The 15,549-nt window shown below is 46.0% G+C and carries 19 protein-coding genes; 15 read left to right on the top strand and 4 right to left on the bottom strand.

Annotated features, from left to right (window positions below; translation table 11 throughout):
• The first annotated feature begins 58 nt into the window (after nucleotides 1–58).
• A complete protein-coding gene (locus tag ASG02_RS07775) occupies nucleotides 59–1,414 on the top strand; it encodes a deoxyribodipyrimidine photo-lyase (protein ID WP_035406733.1) in 1,356 nt (451 codons plus the stop codon).
• Between the two features lie 48 nt (nucleotides 1,415–1,462).
• Here the strand turns inward: ASG02_RS07775 and ASG02_RS07770 are convergent, their stop codons facing one another.
• Complete coding sequence (locus ASG02_RS07770) at nucleotides 1,463–2,356, bottom strand: heme A synthase (RefSeq protein WP_056062367.1); 894 nt, start codon at nucleotides 2,354–2,356, stop codon at nucleotides 1,463–1,465.
• 324 nt (nucleotides 2,357–2,680) lie between these two features.
• On the opposite strand from ASG02_RS07770, the gene cyoE reads away from it, so the two are divergent.
• The 9 genes from cyoE to ASG02_RS07725 all read left to right on the top strand — a co-directional run bounded on the left by cyoE (nucleotide 2,681) and on the right by ASG02_RS07725 (nucleotide 9,974).
• The gene (cyoE, locus tag ASG02_RS07765; protein WP_035406737.1) at nucleotides 2,681–3,613 is read left to right on the top strand and encodes a heme o synthase; all 933 of its coding nucleotides are present in this window, start codon (nucleotides 2,681–2,683) and stop codon (nucleotides 3,611–3,613) included.
• Between the two features lie 64 nt (nucleotides 3,614–3,677).
• A complete protein-coding gene (gene coxB / locus ASG02_RS07760) occupies nucleotides 3,678–4,709 on the top strand; it encodes a cytochrome c oxidase subunit II (RefSeq protein WP_081780348.1) in 1,032 nt (343 codons plus the stop codon).
• A gap of 35 nt (nucleotides 4,710–4,744) precedes the next feature.
• Nucleotides 4,745–6,613: a cytochrome c oxidase subunit I gene (gene ctaD / locus ASG02_RS07755; RefSeq protein WP_052018991.1), complete on the top strand. Its 1,869-nt coding sequence runs from the start codon at nucleotides 4,745–4,747 to the stop codon at nucleotides 6,611–6,613.
• A 1-nt stretch (nucleotide 6,614) separates the two neighbouring features.
• The gene (locus tag ASG02_RS07750; RefSeq protein WP_035406743.1) at nucleotides 6,615–7,244 is read left to right on the top strand and encodes a cytochrome c oxidase subunit 3; all 630 of its coding nucleotides are present in this window, start codon (nucleotides 6,615–6,617) and stop codon (nucleotides 7,242–7,244) included.
• Between the two features lies 1 nt (nucleotide 7,245).
• Nucleotides 7,246–7,575: a cytochrome C oxidase subunit IV family protein gene (locus tag ASG02_RS07745; protein ID WP_035406746.1), complete on the top strand. Its 330-nt coding sequence runs from the start codon at nucleotides 7,246–7,248 to the stop codon at nucleotides 7,573–7,575.
• A gap of 131 nt (nucleotides 7,576–7,706) precedes the next feature.
• Nucleotides 7,707–8,612 (top strand): cytochrome c oxidase assembly factor CtaG, encoded by a 906-nt coding sequence (gene ctaG, locus ASG02_RS07740; protein ID WP_035406749.1) that lies wholly within the window; start codon nucleotides 7,707–7,709, stop codon nucleotides 8,610–8,612.
• Between the two features lie 18 nt (nucleotides 8,613–8,630).
• Nucleotides 8,631–9,092, top strand: coding sequence for a DUF420 domain-containing protein (locus ASG02_RS07735; protein ID WP_035406752.1), 462 nt, complete (start codon nucleotides 8,631–8,633; stop codon nucleotides 9,090–9,092).
• 12 nt (nucleotides 9,093–9,104) lie between these two features.
• Nucleotides 9,105–9,710, top strand: coding sequence for an SCO family protein (locus ASG02_RS07730; protein WP_035406755.1), 606 nt, complete (start codon nucleotides 9,105–9,107; stop codon nucleotides 9,708–9,710).
• A 6-nt stretch (nucleotides 9,711–9,716) separates the two neighbouring features.
• Nucleotides 9,717–9,974, top strand: a complete 258-nt coding sequence (locus ASG02_RS07725) for a hypothetical protein (RefSeq protein ID WP_035406757.1) — start codon at nucleotides 9,717–9,719, stop codon at nucleotides 9,972–9,974.
• Nucleotides 9,975–10,117: 143 nt separating this feature from the next.
• Here ASG02_RS07725 and ASG02_RS07720 read toward each other — a convergent pair whose 3' ends face one another.
• Nucleotides 10,118–10,468: a YugN family protein gene (locus tag ASG02_RS07720; protein WP_035406760.1), complete on the bottom strand. Its 351-nt coding sequence runs from the start codon at nucleotides 10,466–10,468 to the stop codon at nucleotides 10,118–10,120.
• A gap of 110 nt (nucleotides 10,469–10,578) precedes the next feature.
• Nucleotides 10,579–11,355: a RimK family alpha-L-glutamate ligase gene (locus tag ASG02_RS07715; RefSeq protein WP_035406763.1), complete on the bottom strand. Its 777-nt coding sequence runs from the start codon at nucleotides 11,353–11,355 to the stop codon at nucleotides 10,579–10,581.
• Nucleotides 11,356–11,447: 92 nt separating this feature from the next.
• On the opposite strand from ASG02_RS07715, the gene ASG02_RS07710 reads away from it, so the two are divergent.
• From ASG02_RS07710 to ASG02_RS07690, 5 genes are read left to right on the top strand one after another with little or no spacing between them, the layout of a single operon-like run.
• Complete coding sequence (locus ASG02_RS07710) at nucleotides 11,448–11,888, top strand: YlbF family regulator (RefSeq protein ID WP_056062365.1); 441 nt, start codon at nucleotides 11,448–11,450, stop codon at nucleotides 11,886–11,888.
• A 24-nt stretch (nucleotides 11,889–11,912) separates the two neighbouring features.
• The gene (locus tag ASG02_RS07705) at nucleotides 11,913–12,170 is read left to right on the top strand and encodes a YlbG family protein (RefSeq protein ID WP_035406768.1); all 258 of its coding nucleotides are present in this window, start codon (nucleotides 11,913–11,915) and stop codon (nucleotides 12,168–12,170) included.
• A gap of 46 nt (nucleotides 12,171–12,216) precedes the next feature.
• Nucleotides 12,217–12,798 carry a 16S rRNA (guanine(966)-N(2))-methyltransferase RsmD gene (rsmD, locus tag ASG02_RS07700; protein WP_081780349.1) on the top strand — a complete coding sequence of 194 codons (582 nt, stop codon included), beginning with the start codon at nucleotides 12,217–12,219 and terminating at the stop codon, nucleotides 12,796–12,798.
• Nucleotides 12,795–13,289 (top strand): pantetheine-phosphate adenylyltransferase, encoded by a 495-nt coding sequence (gene coaD / locus ASG02_RS07695; RefSeq protein ID WP_056062364.1) that lies wholly within the window; start codon nucleotides 12,795–12,797, stop codon nucleotides 13,287–13,289. Before rsmD ends, coaD begins: the two co-directional genes overlap by 4 nt.
• Entirely contained in the window at nucleotides 13,286–14,284 is a 999-nt protein-coding gene (locus tag ASG02_RS07690) for a SepM family pheromone-processing serine protease (RefSeq protein ID WP_056062362.1), read from the top strand. The genes coaD and ASG02_RS07690 overlap by 4 nt, the downstream gene beginning before the upstream one ends.
• On the opposite strand, the gene ASG02_RS07685 is transcribed toward ASG02_RS07690, so the two are convergent.
• Entirely contained in the window at nucleotides 14,257–15,408 is a 1,152-nt protein-coding gene (locus tag ASG02_RS07685; protein ID WP_056062354.1) for a nucleotidyltransferase family protein, read from the bottom strand. The two genes, ASG02_RS07690 and ASG02_RS07685, sit on opposite strands and share 28 nt — an antisense overlap.
• Nucleotides 15,409–15,549 lie beyond the last annotated feature (141 nt).

Genomic DNA, 15,549 nt, shown 5'->3' with positions numbered 1-15,549 from the left:
GGCGCACGCTCGGCGGGCTGCCTGTTTTTCATTCAATATGTAATGGGAGAGGATACGGTTGAACATTATTTGTTGGATTCGAAGCGATTTTCGATTACAAGACAACCACATGTTGGCACGTGCGATTGAATTACTGAAGGAAAATCCAAAAGCGACAGTCGAGTTCGTCTTTTGGCTCAATCCAGATTACATTGGAGAATACGAAGCGCGGCAACAATATTTCTTTCAAGCGCTCGAATTGTTTTCAGATGATTGTAAAGAAAAAGAGATGCCGATTCGCTTCATCGAAGGCGATGAACAAGCTTTCTTAGATGCAACCAATGATGCGGACGTTCTGTTATTCAACGCGGAATATGTCGAACCATTCAAGGCGCGGGATGAGGGAATCATCAAAAAACGTAAGAAACGACAAACGGAGCGCTTGTTAGACCGGCATCTGCTCCATCCACATGACATTAAAAAACAGGATGGAAAGTTCTATAAAGTATTCACGCCGTATAAGAATGCGTTCATGAAAAAAGAAATTCCAACACCCTATGAAGTGAAGTGGCAAACGCTACGGGATCATTATCATAAGCGCCAGCACACTAATAGTTTCATTGATGCCTATTTTAAAAAGGCACAGTCTGATGCGGCATTTCATCCGGGTGAGAAGCAAGCGAAACAACGCTTAAAGAAATTCATCGAGCAATCGCTTGAAAACTACGAAGAGAATCGCGATCTTCCAGCGATGGACGGTACGAGTTTACTCTCACGTTATCTACGGACCGGTGAGATCGGGATTCGAACGGTCTATGCAGCTATTCAAGATGCAAAAGAGTCGAAAGGGAAGCAGACGTTCATCACCGAACTCATCTGGCGTGAGTTCTATTACATGATTTTAATGCACTTCCCGGAATCGAAACGACAAGCGGTCAACACCCAGTACCGAGAAATCGAGTGGGAAGAAAACGAGGACGGATTCAAGGCTTGGTGTGAAGGGAAAACCGGCTATCCGATCGTCGATGCAGCGATGCGTCAATTGAACCAAACCGGTTGGATGCATAATCGTCTGCGGATGATCGTCGCGTCGTTCCTGACAAAAGATCTATTGATCGATTGGCAAAAAGGGGAACGTTATTTCCAACAGAAACTCGTCGATTATGAAGCGGCTTCGAACATCGGTGGTTGGCAATGGGCGGCATCGGTCGGGACGGATGCCGTACCGTACTTCCGAGTCTTCAATCCGACGACACAATCAAAGAAGTTCGATAAGGACGGAGAGTTCATTCGGCAGTATGTCACGGAAATCAAAGATCTGTCGAAGCAATATATTCATGAACCGACGCAGCAACAACGAGAAGACTCTGGATACCCAGAACCAATCGTTGCACATGATGAAGCGCGAAAGCGTGCAATCGCTCGATTCAAATAATGAAAAAAGGATATTCCTCAGCGGAGGAACATCCTTTTTTTTACGACCTTATTGAAGACGGCTATTTGCTTTACGTGTTCGGAATGCATGATACGTCAAGTAGGATAAGACACCGAAATAACACGTAATCAAGAAGGCGTGCAGTAACGGTACATATGTTGCATGTCCACCGAGAACGATCCAAGCACCTGTAGCAACTTGACACGAGATGAAGAACGTCGCGAATGCCATGCCGATTTTCGTCGTCCGGTGTTTTAAGCGAATGGCTGTAATATGAACGAACAACGTATAGAGGAATAATAGCCCAGCCATGATTCGGTGAATCATTTGGACCCAGGCTTCGAACGTCATCGACGGTTGGGAACAAACGGGCCAACCCACACACGCATATGTAGCGCCAACATGGCGAACGTAAGCACCAGTATAGACGACGATCAGCGTGTAGACGAGCAGACCGTACAAGAGCTTACGCAAGAATGCTGGGACAGATTCCCTGAATTCCTGACCAGGACGCTCCATGATCAATATCGTTAAAATCAATAAGGCAGCAAAGGAAATCAAGGAGATACCAAAATGTAACGCCATGACGAGATCTGATTGTTGCCAAACGACAGCTCCTGCTCCGACGATGGATTGAATCAACATGAAGATGAAGGCAAGAAATGCAAAAATCTTCGTATCTAATCGATCCTTAAAGGCAACGAGCGTCCAGAGACATAAGGCGATGATTAGGAGTCCAACGACTCCGGTCACAGCGCGGTGACTATATTCAATCATCGTTTCAACACTTGGGTTTGTCGGGATGAGTTCCCCATGACAGAGTGGCCAATCTGTTCCGCAGCCATCTCCCGAGTCCGTTTTTGTGACTGTCCCACCCATCAGCAAGACGATCATCATCGTAAACGTGACGAAGGCTGAAAACATCGAAAGCTTTCGATTCAAGATTTGGACACCACCTTTCTAAAAAATACGAAATACATGGATTTCCATAGGACTAGTATCGCATAAAAAGTCTCGAAACGCTTGCAATCTTTTAGAACAACGCTATTCTAGTATTAGGTAAATATGGTGAACTGTGATGAAAATCACATAGATTTCACATTTTGTTCATTATGTCGAAAGTATTTTCATACGTCACGGTCCTAAATATGTGGTATCTTTTATAGAGAAAAGGACGTTTCGTGGCATGTCTGTGTTATTTCTGTGAAGAAATTACGTGAAGCCTAGGTGCTACACGGAAGCAGATGGTGAAAAGGAGGGAACAGCATGGCGAAAGTTACTGGAGAGGCACTGGATATGGCAATCGAGCAGGCGGATCAGCCCACATTCAAGGACTATATCACCCTAGCAAAAATGGGGATTGTCCGTGCCAATCTGATTACGGTCTTCGCAGGGTATGTCGTAGCGGCATCGTACATAACGGATGATGTCCTATTGTATCTATGGCAAACCAAGTGGATGTTACTGTGGACGCTTCTCGGGAGTGGATTAGTCATTGCCGGAAGTTGCTACCTCAATAACTACATTGACCGGGACATCGATTATAAGATGGAACGGACGATGGGAAGACCAAGCGTTACTGGGAAGATGGATGGACAGCGAATACTCGCGCTAGGACTCGGGATTCTTGCGACCGGTACGGTATTGTTGTTGATCGTCAACCATGTGGCGGCAGTGTTCGGATTGATCGGATCATTCGTTTACGTCGTGATTTATACGATGTGGTTAAAGCGAACACACACGATCAATACAGTCGTAGGTGGTATATCAGGAGCTGTGCCACCAATCATTGGATTTGCGGCAGTCACTCCGACGCTTCACATTGATGCGTGGATTTTATTCCTCATCATGTTCGTGTGGCAACCACCACATTTCCTCGCACTCGCGATGCGACGGACAGAGGAGTATCGGGCAGCAGGTATCCCGATGTTACCTGTCGTAAACGGATTCGCGATCACGAAACGACAAATTGTATGGTGGATTGCAGTACTTATTCCATCATCACTCCTCTTAGCACACTATGGCATCATCTACATGATCGTCATGGCATTGCTCGGTGGATATTGGCTCTATATGGGACTGAAAGGTCTGAAGATCCAAGATGAACAAGCCGAAATCAAATGGGCGTCGAAGATGTTCTTCTTCTCACTGTTTTATTTCACGGCTTGGATCGTGACGGTCGTACTCGTTTCTTTCTAAAACGATTTGACATAATTCACGTACACCATTACGAAAGACAAAATTGGGGACAAAGAAAGTGGGGATGGTTGTGAAAAAATCAGTAAAAATGCTCTTCCGGCTTCTTCCAATCGGCTTGATGGCACTCATGTTATCAGGTTGTGGAATTCCGGAATTGTCTGCGCTACAGCCTCGCGGAGAAGGCGCTGAAATGCAACTTGAGATCATCAAGCTTAGCTTGTGGGTCATGTTGTTCGTCCTTGCGATCGTAGCCGTCATTTATATTTACGTACTTATGAAATTCCGTCGTAAATCAGGTGATAACACGGTTCCGAAGCAAGTCGAAGGGAACCACACGCTTGAAATCATCTGGACAGTTATTCCGATCCTTCTCTTGATCGTTCTTGCAATTCCGACGATCAAAACAACGGTTGAACTTGCGGATGCAAAAGAAGCGAAGAAAAACGAACAAATCAACGTTACAGCGAACCTTTACTGGTGGGAATTCGAATATCCAGACAAAGGTGTTTCGACAGGACAAGAACTTGTCATCCCAGTCGGTAAACGTGTTGCGGTTAACTTGACGTCTAAAGACGTCATTCACTCATTCTGGGTACCGGCTCTTTCTGGTAAGACAGATACAAACCCAGGTCTTGATAACGAAATGTGGTTACAAGCAAAAGAAGCAGGCACGTACTACGGTAAATGTGCCGAGTTGTGTGGTCCTTCTCACGCATTGATGGACTTTAAAGTCGTTGCGATGGAGCAGGATGACTACGACAAATGGTTGAAAGACATGAAATCTGCAAAAGAAGCAGAAACAAAACAGCTTGATAAAAAGAATGAAAAGAACTGGACGACTGGTGAGCAAGTCTACGCCCAGAACTGTCTCAGCTGTCATGGCGGCGGGAAAGTCGCACCTAGCTTGACGAACTTCGGTGATCGTCAGCGTATCGCGGGTTACCTCAAGCATGATAAAGAAAACCTCGAAAAATGGATTCGCGATCCACAAAAAGAGAAACAAGGTACAAAAATGCCTGGATTCTCTGAAGATAAGATCAGCGATGAAGAATTGAGCGAATTGGCAGATTATCTATTGGACAAAAAGCTCCAATAATTTTTTAAGGGGGAATCATAGTGGGGACACATACTATGGGTATGCCGCAGAAAAAAAGCGGCATCATGGACTGGCTAACGACAGTCGACCATAAGAAAATCGGGATTCTCTACATCATCTCTGGATTGTTCTTCCTTCTAGTTGGTGGCGTAGAAGCCCTAATGATTCGTTTTCAATTGATTAAACCGATGAACGATTTCGTCAGCGGTGAACTTTTTAACCAATTGATCACGATGCACGGTACGACGATGATCTTCTTGGCAGCGATGCCGATGTTGATCGGTTACATGAACGCAGCAGTACCGCTTCAAATCGGAGCACGCGATGTTGCGTTCCCATTCTTAAATGCACTTGGTTTTTGGTTGTTCTTCTTTGGTGGAGTCTTACTGAACCTTTCATGGTTCTTCGGCGCTGCGCCAAACGCAGGGTGGACAGCTTACGCACCACTCTCGACAGTACCAGAGTCGCTTGGTGTTGACTTCTACTCACTCGGGTTACAGATTTCTGGTTTCGGTACACTTATGGGGGGGATCAACTTCCTCGTTACGATTTTGAACATGCGTGCACCAGGTATGAAACTGATGCGGATGCCGCTCTTCACATGGACAGCATTCGTTGCTTCTGCCTTGATCGTTTTCGCATTCCCACCACTTACGGTTGGATTGTTCCTCTTGACGTTCGAGCGACTCTTCGGAGCGCATTTCTTTGACCCGGCAGCGGGCGGGAACATCGTCATCTGGGAACACCTCTTCTGGATCTTCGGTCACCCGGAAGTTTACATCTTGATTTTACCGGCATTCGGTATCTTCTCTGAAATCATCCCTACGTTTGCTCGTAAACGTCTCTTCGGATACACGACGATGGTCTTTGCGACGATGTTGATCGGTTTCCTCGGATTCATGGTATGGGTTCACCACATGTTCACAGTCGGTCTCGGTCCGGTTGCGAACGCGATCTTCGCAGTAGCGACGATGGCGATCGCTGTACCGACAGGGGTCAAGATCTTCAACTGGCTCTTTACGCTATGGGGCGGGAAGTTGACGTTCCCAGTCGCGATGCTTTATTCGGTCGCCTTCATTCCATCATTCCTTGTTGGTGGTATGACAGGGGTCATGCTTTCAGTAGCACCTGCCGATTATCAGTACCACGACAGTTATTTCGTCGTTGCCCACTTCCACTACGTTATCGTTGGTGGGGTCGTCTTTGGTCTCTTCGCAGGTCTTTACTACTGGTTCCCACTCATGTTCGGGAAACAACTCAACGAGTTCTGGGGTAAAATTCAATTCTGGTTGTTCTTCATCGGCTTCCATTTGACATTCTTCCCACAACATATTCTTGGTCTTACAGGTATGCCACGTCGTGTCTTCACGTACTTGCCAAACCAAGGCTGGGAAACAATGAACTTACTTTCTTCAATCGGTGCAGCCTTCATGGGTGTGTCGACGATCATTCTCGTCATCTCGATCGTTGCCGCATTGATGTCAAAAGAATATGTAAAACGCGACGTATGGGGCGATGGACGTACGCTTGAGTGGACACTTCCTGTTCCAACTCCAGAATACAACTTCGCACAAATTCCACTCGTCAAAGGTTTAGATACGTACTGGCTCGAAAAAATGGCAGGTAACAAAACAGTCTCTGTTTCGGAAGAAGTCGGTGATATCCACATGCCGAACAACTCGATCTTGCCGTTCGTTATGTCAGTCGGTCTGTTCCTTGCAGGTCTTGGATTCATTCTTCGCCTAGATTACGGTACTGTCGGTCTGGTCATTGCCTTGATCGGTCTTGCGATGACATTCATCGCGATGTTCTTCCGTTCTTGGATCGACGATGAAGGATACTACATCCCGAAATCAGTCGTCGAAGAAGATCTACGCCTTGAAGCAGAAAAGGAGGCGAAGTAAGATGGGTCATCATTCAGTACCAAACAACCCGATCACGGGTATTCCGGATCATGTTGAAAAAGCAACACTTGAGGGTAAGAATAAATATGTAGCCTTCTGGTTCTTCCTTGGAGGAGAGACGACTTTGTTCGCCTCTCTCTTCGGAACATACATCGGACTTCATAACTCCGGTGCTAAAGAAGGTCTACGCAGTTATGACATCTTCGAAATGGGTCTCGTCTTCATCATGACGATGCTCCTCTTGACAAGTTCGTTGACAAGCGTTCTTGCAATGATGGCAATGAAACGTAACGATGTGAAAAAGATGAAGCTTTGGCTCATCATCACATTGCTTCTCGGTCTTGGATTCTTAAGTGGTGAGATCTATGAGTTCAATCACTACTACCACATCGGTCATACGTTTACGTCGAGTGCATTTGGTTCTGCCTTCTATACACTCGTTGGGTTCCACGGTGGACACGTCTTATTTGGTCTTCTTTGGATCTCGACATTGTTGATCCGGAACTGGAATCGTGGCATTACAGTCGTGAACGCGCCGAAGTATTATGTTTCAAGTCTTTACTGGCACTTCATTGACGTCGTCTGGGTCTTTATCTTCTCAGTCGTCTACCTCATGGGGATGGTGAAATAAGATGGAAAAACACGAACCGCAATTAACACGCAATCAAGTCGAACTCGAAATGAAAGCAGAACGTGGTCGTGAGACTCAACTGCAACTCATCAGTTTCGCACTCATGATTTTCTTGACGCTCATCGCTTTCGGTGCAGTCATGGCAGATCTCATGCCTCACTGGGCAGCTGGTGGATTCTTGATCATCATGGCAATCGTTCAAGTTTATCTCCAGCTTTATATGTTCATGCACATGAACAATAAAGGCAACACATGGATCAAAGTTATGATGGGTCTTGGTATATTCGTCGCCTTGACGATCGTCGCAACGCTCCGTCTGTTAATCTGGTAAGAAATGTGACCATTCTGCTAACGTTTAGCAGGATGGTCTTTTATTTTGGAATCGTTTTATGAGAAACCTTTACAATGAAATAGGGGAACGGTAATCTTAGTTTGTAAGAGAAAGGAACGGGGTGAAGAAATATGTTAGGCAATTTAAGGGGAGCACTTTCGCAATTCGAATGGACTGTCTTATGGAGTCCGTATTATGCGTTGATACTCGTTGGATTGTATATCCTATATGCTGTCGTGACAGAAAAGCTGCGTCGTCCGGACGAGCCGGAAACAACGCTCGGACAAAAATTTTCGATGCTCGCGGCATTGGTCGTTTTTTACATCGGTTTTGGAAGTCCGTTAGACCTGCTAGCGCATATCACCTTCTCTGCACATATGTTGCAGATGGTATTCGTCTATATGGTCGCACCGCCGCTCTTGTTGATTGCACTACCAGAGTGGCTTTATAAGCGCTTGTTCAATATACCGTATCTTGGGAAGATTCTTCGTTTCTTCGTCAAGCCGTTGATTGCACTCGTCGTCTTTAATGCCTTGTTTACGTTTTATCATATGCCATTTATTTTTGATTATGTCCTGACGAACTATACCGTTCACCGTCTGTTCCATGGAACACTTATTTTCTTGAGCATGACGATGTGGTATCCGATCATTGCACCCGTCAACGAAAACGATAGTTTGTCTGACCTGAAGAAGATGGTCTATATCGTCGCGAACGGTGTCTTATTGACACCTGCTTGTGCGTTCATGATCTTCAGTCAAAGTTTCCAGTATCAAGCGTATCAGGATCCAGCGACGTTCGCGAAAGTACTCGCTTACTGTATGCCGAACAATGATTTGAGCGGGTTGAATCTGGAACGATTGCTTGGAACGACTGATGACTTACTAGAGGATCAACGCTTCGGTGGTGTCCTGATGAAGCTCGGTCAAGAACTCGTATACGGTCTATTCTTCGGATTGACCTTCTTTACATGGGTACGCCGTTCGAAAAGTACTGCCGTGGATGAAGGCATGTCCTTCACACCAAAAGCGGATTAAATTGGAGGAAGTTGGAACATGAGTTATTTGCCGTTGATTTGTGTATCGCTGATTGTCATCAGTGCGATTTTCGTAGCGATTGGCTGGTTCTTGATTGCTCAGACACGTCGCAACATGAAAGCTCACCAAACCGTGATGACAATCGCTGCTGCACTCGCTTTACTGTTTTTCATTATGTACGCCTTACGGACGATTCTACTTGGTAATACCGCTTTTGGTGGTCCTGCATCCGTCAAGCCATATTACACAGGATTCTTGATTTTCCACATCCTACTTGCGACATCCGGTGGGGTGCTTGGATTGATGGCGCTCTATCATGCCTATAAGAAGAACTTTGTGCGTCATCGTAAAATCGGACCAGTTGCTTCGATCATTTGGTTTTTGACGGCAATCACCGGCGTCATTGTCTATTGCTTATTATATGTCGTCTACGATCCTGGTGAGACGACGAACGTATTCCGGGCGATCTGGAGTCATTAAGGGGGAGCCAACTTGAAAAAAAATAGTTACTTGACGGTTGCTGCCGTTGTCCTCATCTTAGTTGCGGCAGCCGGGGGATATTATTATTTCTTCATGAAAGAAAAATTGCCTGTTATCGCTGAGCCGACACCATTTGAATTAACGAACGCCGTGAACGGTAAGTCGTTTAACTCGGAAGATGGAAAGGTCAAGGTATTGACATTCTTCTATTCGAACTGTCCTGATATTTGTCCATTGACGCTAAATGATTATCGGAAACTAGAGAAAAAGCTTCGTAGCGAAGAGCTATATGGAAGTGACGTCGAGCTCGTTGCAGTGACAGTCGATCCGAAAGTCGATACACCGAAAGTCTTAAAAACGTATGCTTCCAACTTCGAAGCAGATGCTGAAGGATGGAGAGTACTGACAGGAGACCCAGTCGTCATCGATCGTCTGACACGTCAGTTGAACTTCTATTATTCAAAAGCAGAAAGCGGCTTAGTGACACACGGGACACAAATGTTTATTTTAGACCGTGAGAACAAAGTTCGGGCGATCTCTTCGATGGCGAAGACACCGGACGAACCAGTCGACTTGGAAGAAGTCATGTCTTCAGTCACACAACTAGCGAAGGAGTGAAGGAAGATGACTTATGAAGATTACATGCAAGGAGATGTGATCGTCTCTGTTCAAGCAATCGAGGAGTTACTCGCTTGTACGATCGAAGATTACGGGGTTCGACACTATCGGATTAAACGGATGGACTGGGAAGAGATTGCTTTTAGTGTAAAAGTGGATGTCTCAGCGACGTCACTGCATGCGCTCTATCAACATGTACGTCAACAACTTAAGATTCAACTCGGCGATGACGTCGTGTCTTACGTACAATTCGTCACGCGCTAAGATAAAACACACGAACGCTGCGCAATCACTATACAGATAGGTAATAAGCCGATGACTTCATAAGTAGTACGAAGTCATCGGCTTTTTTATTGGAAAAAAGACCGAAAAAAATAGAGGTCCCGATTGGAACCTCTACGTGTAGCTTATTTTTCAAGTGTTTCAAGCAGTGCTGCTAAACGACGTTCGCAGTCCTTGACGATTTCCGGTGGGAACGTCTCATCATACTCGACGCCGTGTGGATAGTAATGTTTCCCTAGAAGTGGTGTCATCATACGGACGACAGCGTGACGGTCTTCGATCTCACCTTGGATCGCATAGACTGGAACACGGAGATAGAATACTTCGCCTGTTGATTGTTTTTCGTATTTCATGTCGTACATCGCACGTTCGTAATCCCATTGTCCTTCGCGAACGAAACGGTGATGATCCATAATTGTTTCAAGAAGACCGAACTTCAGTTCCTTGCCTTCGATGCCATATTGTTCAAACTTCATGTTTGAATCCCCCTATACCCCAGTTTGCTAGTAGATACTAGTCTTTCCAAACTATCATACCATAATGAATGAAACGATGACGTAAAAGTTGTGAAGTCATTTTGAAGAATTCATGAACTTCCGTATTTTCGTTCAACGTACTCAAGGATCGTATCTGGTGCATGAATGCCGAGGTGATTAAGTCCTTCACCACCAAAGAAGACGTTGAACTCGAGAACGTACCATTGTCCGTCGCGGATGATAAGATCAAAACCAGCGTGATCGATATCAAGCTGTTTCGCAAGCGCGAGCACGAAATCAATTGCACCTTGTGGCACATCATCGAAATCAAGGACGCCACCTTGAGCGACGTTATTTAAGAACTGTGCACCACCGACGCGCCAATACGCCGCGAGGACTTGATCACCGACGACGACGACACGTAAATCCTTTTCGTTCGGAATGTACTCTTGGATGTAGAACGTCTCGTGTGTATCCGTGTATTTCTTCCAGTCCGCTTCATTTTTGATGAGATGGACACCTTGCCCCATCGAGCTACGGACTGTCTTAGCGACGAACGGAAACGAAAATTCACGTAAGACTCGATCGACCGTGAACTCATTTTTCCCGTAGATGCCTGTCCGAGGGATATTGTCCGGAATGACGGTCTGAAAAATCCGAGTCATCTCGATTTTGTCATGACCTAGGTGGAACGTAGCGGCAGATGGAAAGATCGGCTTCTTCATTCCATAGATGATCGAGTGGATTTGCCAGTATTCCGGGAACAAGACGACGTCCGCCTGTTCAATCTTTTTCAAGGAATCAAAGTGATAATCTGATTTGGCATGTTCCGTCTTGATTCCAATCGTCCGGAACATATTAAAAGAGAGCAGTTGCATAAAGTTCATTCCTTCCTTCTGAACAAATTATACACAATTCAACGGGCTAGGAGGGAGAGAAATGTTATGATAAGATGGTAAAGTTAAGGAGGAGATTCGTTGTGATATATACCGATAAGACGATTGACCTCATCAACGCAGCGGAAGACCTCATTCGATCTCTCGCTCAAAGTGAAACGGGGCAAGCATATAGATGTGCGAAACAAGCACAGCAAGAGTCAGTGGAGGCACAGTCCTTCATTCGAGACTTTCATCAAGTCAAAGAAGATTACGAGCTCGTGCAACGATTTGGACGGTACCATCCGGACTATCAGACGATCACAAAAAAGGTCCATGAAGTCAAACGTCGACTTGATCTACAAGAGGAAGTCGCGCAGTTTAAAAAAGCAGAAAAACAACTCGAGACGCTACTTGGACAAATTAGTCTGAAACTCGCTGGTGAAGTATCACCGCAAATCAAAGTACCAACGGGGAATCCATTCTTTGACCAAGGATGTGCCGGAGGCTGTTCGACCGGTGGAAGTTGCAGTTGTAGCGGATAATGAAGATGAAGGGGGTAGGCTGGCGTGATCAAGGAACGAGTGGGACTCATCGTCTATGTCAATGCGATGAAAGCATCCCGTCAATTACGCCGTTACGGGAACGTCTACTTTACGTCTAAACGTGAACGATACGTGCATCTGTATGTCGATTTAGATCAGCATGAACAGGTGATGGAAGTCATTTCGACTCTTCCGTTCGTCGAATCGATCAAACGTTCAGAACGACCGTTCATCACGGAGACGTTCGCGAATAAAAAAGGTAAAATGCAAGAAGAAGCATAATCCAAGGAGCGATGAGGACATCCTCGTCGCTTCTTTGTTGAAAGGAATGAAGGAAATGCGAGTCATTTCAGGGGAACGGAAAGGAACGCGGCTAAAAGCAGTACCAGGGGATCAGACACGACCGACGACGGATAAAGTAAAAGAATCGTTGTTCAACGTCATCGGTCCCTATTTCAATGGAGGACGAGCGCTTGATCTGTTTGCGGGTAGTGGTGGTCTTGGCATCGAGTCTCTTTCGAGAGGATGCGATGAGGCGGTATTCGTCGACCAACACCATAAAGCCATTCAGACCATTCAAGATAACTTGCAGACGACGCACTATACGGATCAAGCACGTGTGTTGAAAAAAGACGTTACGATCGCCTTGACGGAACTAGCCTCCGAAAAGCCATTTAAATTAATTTATTTAGACCCTCCCTATGCAAAAGAACGACTGACGGAACACGTCACGTACATAGAGCAACACGACATGCTGACAGACAATGGTGTCATCGTGTGTGAACATGACTCTGCTGTTGTATTACCGGACCGGATCGGACGGCTAGAGGTCGTTCGTCGACTTCGTTATTCCGCTGTCATCTCAATCACGTTATATGAATTTATGGAAGCGGAGGAAGACCACGTATGAAACGAATCGCCATTTGCCCAGGGAGCTTTGATCCAATCACGAACGGACATTTAGACATCATTGAACGGGCTGTTCCGATTTTTGATGAGATCATCGTTGCCGTATTGAACAATTCTTCGAAGCAACCGCTCTTTTCTGTTGAGGAACGGATGGAGTTGATTGCAGATGTGACGTCGCATCTACCACATATCAAGGTCGATTCCTTCAATGGTTTGCTCGTCGATTACGCAGCGGAAGTCGGCGCAACCGCGATCGTCCGTGGTCTACGGGCGGTCTCGGACTTTGAGTATGAAATGCAGGTCGCATCCATCAACAAAAAGATGAACGATCAAATCGAGACACTGTTCATGATGACGAATAACCAGTATTCCTTCTTAAGTTCTTCGATCGTCAAGGAAGCGGCCAAATACGGTGCTTCCGTCGTTGATCTCGTGCCATCTTCCGTCGAAGAGGCGCTACGTCAGAGATATACGAGAGGAGAACTGCGATGAAAGCTTGGAAACCCGCCTTAGCAGCGGTCATTGCTGCCTTGCTCGTGTTTTTCGTGCCACTTCCGTATTTTATCTCCTATCCAGGTGATGCGACATCGACTGAAGATTTGATTGATGTGTCTGGGGGTGACAAGGAGCCAGGCGATTTGATGATGCTGACGATCGCCCAACGTCGAGCAACCCCTTACTTCCTCGTAGAAAGCCTCTTCCTACCGTTTTCCGAAACGTCGAGCGTAAGTGATTATTTGTACGACGGAGAGTCAGATGCACAGTATGAAACACGTCAGAAACTATACATGGAAGAAGCACAACATAATGCGACGATCGAGGCCTATGAATTAGCTGATAAAAAGGTCGATATCGACTTTAAAGGGGTCTATGTGTCCGGTGTCATTCCAGGTGGTCCAGCCGAAGGGAAACTGAAAGCTGGAGACCGGATCACGGGCGTCGATGGGAAATCGATTACGTCATTTGATGGCTTCATGAAGACGATTCAATCGAAAAAAGCAAAAACAGCCGTTCCAATTCAGTTCACGCGTAAATCGGAAATCAAGAAGACGACGATTCGAGTGGATCAGTTGTCGAAAGAAGTCAAACGTGTCGGACTTGGTATTTATGAACCATTACCGATCTCAAACGTAACGACGGACCCCGCTATTAAGTTTCAGATCGAGGATGTCGGTGGTCCTTCTGCAGGAATGATGTTCACGCTTGAAATCTATGATCAATTGACGCCGGGTGATTTGGCGAAAGGACATAAGATCGCCGGTACAGGGACGATTGAAGAAGGCGGTAAAGTTGGACCGATCGGTGGTGCGTGGCAAAAAGTAGTCGCTGCTGACGAGGCAGAAGCAGAAATCATGTTCGTACCAGCAGGAGAGAACTACAAAGAAGCAAAACCATCCATTAAAAAACTCGGAACGAACATGAAGCTCGTTCCGATCAAGACAGTTGAAGATGCGATTGATTATTTGGAAGAACTTCCAGCGAAATAAGGAAAACGACGGTGTTCGAGCAACGCGTCGTAGCGAGCCAAGGGCAGTGCGTATGCAGCTGTCACTTGGCTTTCTTTTGTTAGCCAAGGATGGCTCGTGAACGTACTTAAAACAGGGACACGCGTTTTGATACTCTTAAGTGCCAGTCGTCCTTGTTCTGAAAAAGCGAGGGGACGAACGAAATCAACATGATCATAATCAATCCGTGCGACCTCTTCCGTTGTCGTTGAAGTCAACAGATAGACAATGGCACGCTGCAGGCTTGTACGCGTATAACGACGTGTTTTGACGTGATTTAAAAAGAAATCGAACGTCTCTGCTTGTTTGGCACCTTCGATGAGACGAGGAGCTAGTGAAGCATCAATTCCGGCGATTCGTATCAACTCAGATACGGGAGTCGTCAATAGGCGTTGTCGAATCCATGGATAATAGTGCGAAAAATGAGCGAAAGAAGCGTTTGTAAGGACGTCCTTCGTCTGTTCGGGAAGTGCGAGCAGCTGACCGTGCGTCTGGTAATGGGCGCGTATCGCAGTGGCGCTCATGATAGCTCCGGTTGATAGGTCATGATAGCCACTTCCAATTCGTTTTGTCGTATGAAGCGAAACGGTCTTCGCGGCGCGAGCATAATAATAACCAAGTGTATTGTTCGGTTGTGTCAAATCAAGCGTCTGTGAGACACTCTTGAACGCTTGACTAGCAGCGTGAGCAGAAGAAAGACCAGCTGTTAATCCGTCACGTAACGCTTGCTTATATGCAAGAGTCTCTTCAATTTGTTCCGATGCCGCATGCAAAAAGGGATGGATGTCTCCACATTCGCTTCCGAACGAAAGTGACTCACAACCAATCGTCTCAGCGATCGTCACCCCACCGAGCGCAAACCGATCTGCGCGTTGGACGGCAAAATAAAAGGGGAGTTCAAGAACGAGATCAACGGCACCACTTGCGACTGCTGCTTGAGCACGTGTCCATTTGTCTGTAAAAGCGGGCTCACCACGTTGCATGAACGTCCCGCTCATGATGGCGACGATGACGTCGGCATCCGTTTCCCGTCGTGCTGTCGTCGCTTGATAATAGTGTCCATTATGAAACGGATTGTACTCTGAAATGATAGCTGTCATCCTCATGAAAACTTTCTCCTTTGCAAACCGAATTAAGTGCGGTAATATGGATAAAGACGTCCAAAAGTGTTCGTTCTCTAGCGATTTCAGTGTAAAGAAAAAACATTGACAAAACAAGATGTCCTCTCTATAATTCATATTGTTGCA

It is taken from the genome of Exiguobacterium sp. Leaf196 (assembly GCF_001423965.1).
Classification (GTDB): domain Bacteria; phylum Bacillota; class Bacilli; order Exiguobacteriales; family Exiguobacteriaceae; genus Exiguobacterium_A.
The sequence above is the reverse complement of the archived record's forward strand: the minus strand, read 5'-3'. Positions and strand labels throughout refer to the sequence as shown.

Coding starts and splice junctions, on each gene's coding strand:
- cyoE (WP_035406737.1), top strand. CDS start 2,681: ATGGCGAAAGTTACTGGAGAGGCACTGGATATGGCAATCGAGCAGGCG.
- coxB (WP_081780348.1), top strand. CDS start 3,678: ATGGTTGTGAAAAAATCAGTAAAAATGCTCTTCCGGCTTCTTCCAATC.
- ctaD (WP_052018991.1), top strand. CDS start 4,745: ATGGGTATGCCGCAGAAAAAAAGCGGCATCATGGACTGGCTAACGACA.
- ASG02_RS07750 (WP_035406743.1), top strand. CDS start 6,615: ATGGGTCATCATTCAGTACCAAACAACCCGATCACGGGTATTCCGGAT.
- ASG02_RS07745 (WP_035406746.1), top strand. CDS start 7,246: ATGGAAAAACACGAACCGCAATTAACACGCAATCAAGTCGAACTCGAA.
- ctaG (WP_035406749.1), top strand. CDS start 7,707: ATGTTAGGCAATTTAAGGGGAGCACTTTCGCAATTCGAATGGACTGTC.
- ASG02_RS07735 (WP_035406752.1), top strand. CDS start 8,631: ATGAGTTATTTGCCGTTGATTTGTGTATCGCTGATTGTCATCAGTGCG.
- ASG02_RS07725 (WP_035406757.1), top strand. CDS start 9,717: ATGACTTATGAAGATTACATGCAAGGAGATGTGATCGTCTCTGTTCAA.
- ASG02_RS07720 (WP_035406760.1), bottom strand. CDS start 10,468: ATGAAGTTTGAACAATATGGCATCGAAGGCAAGGAACTGAAGTTCGGT.
- ASG02_RS07715 (WP_035406763.1), bottom strand. CDS start 11,355: ATGAACTTTATGCAACTGCTCTCTTTTAATATGTTCCGGACGATTGGA.
- rsmD (WP_081780349.1), top strand. CDS start 12,217: ATGAAGGAAATGCGAGTCATTTCAGGGGAACGGAAAGGAACGCGGCTA.
- coaD (WP_056062364.1), top strand. CDS start 12,795: ATGAAACGAATCGCCATTTGCCCAGGGAGCTTTGATCCAATCACGAAC.
- ASG02_RS07690 (WP_056062362.1), top strand. CDS start 13,286: ATGAAAGCTTGGAAACCCGCCTTAGCAGCGGTCATTGCTGCCTTGCTC.
- ASG02_RS07685 (WP_056062354.1), bottom strand. CDS start 15,408: ATGAGGATGACAGCTATCATTTCAGAGTACAATCCGTTTCATAATGGA.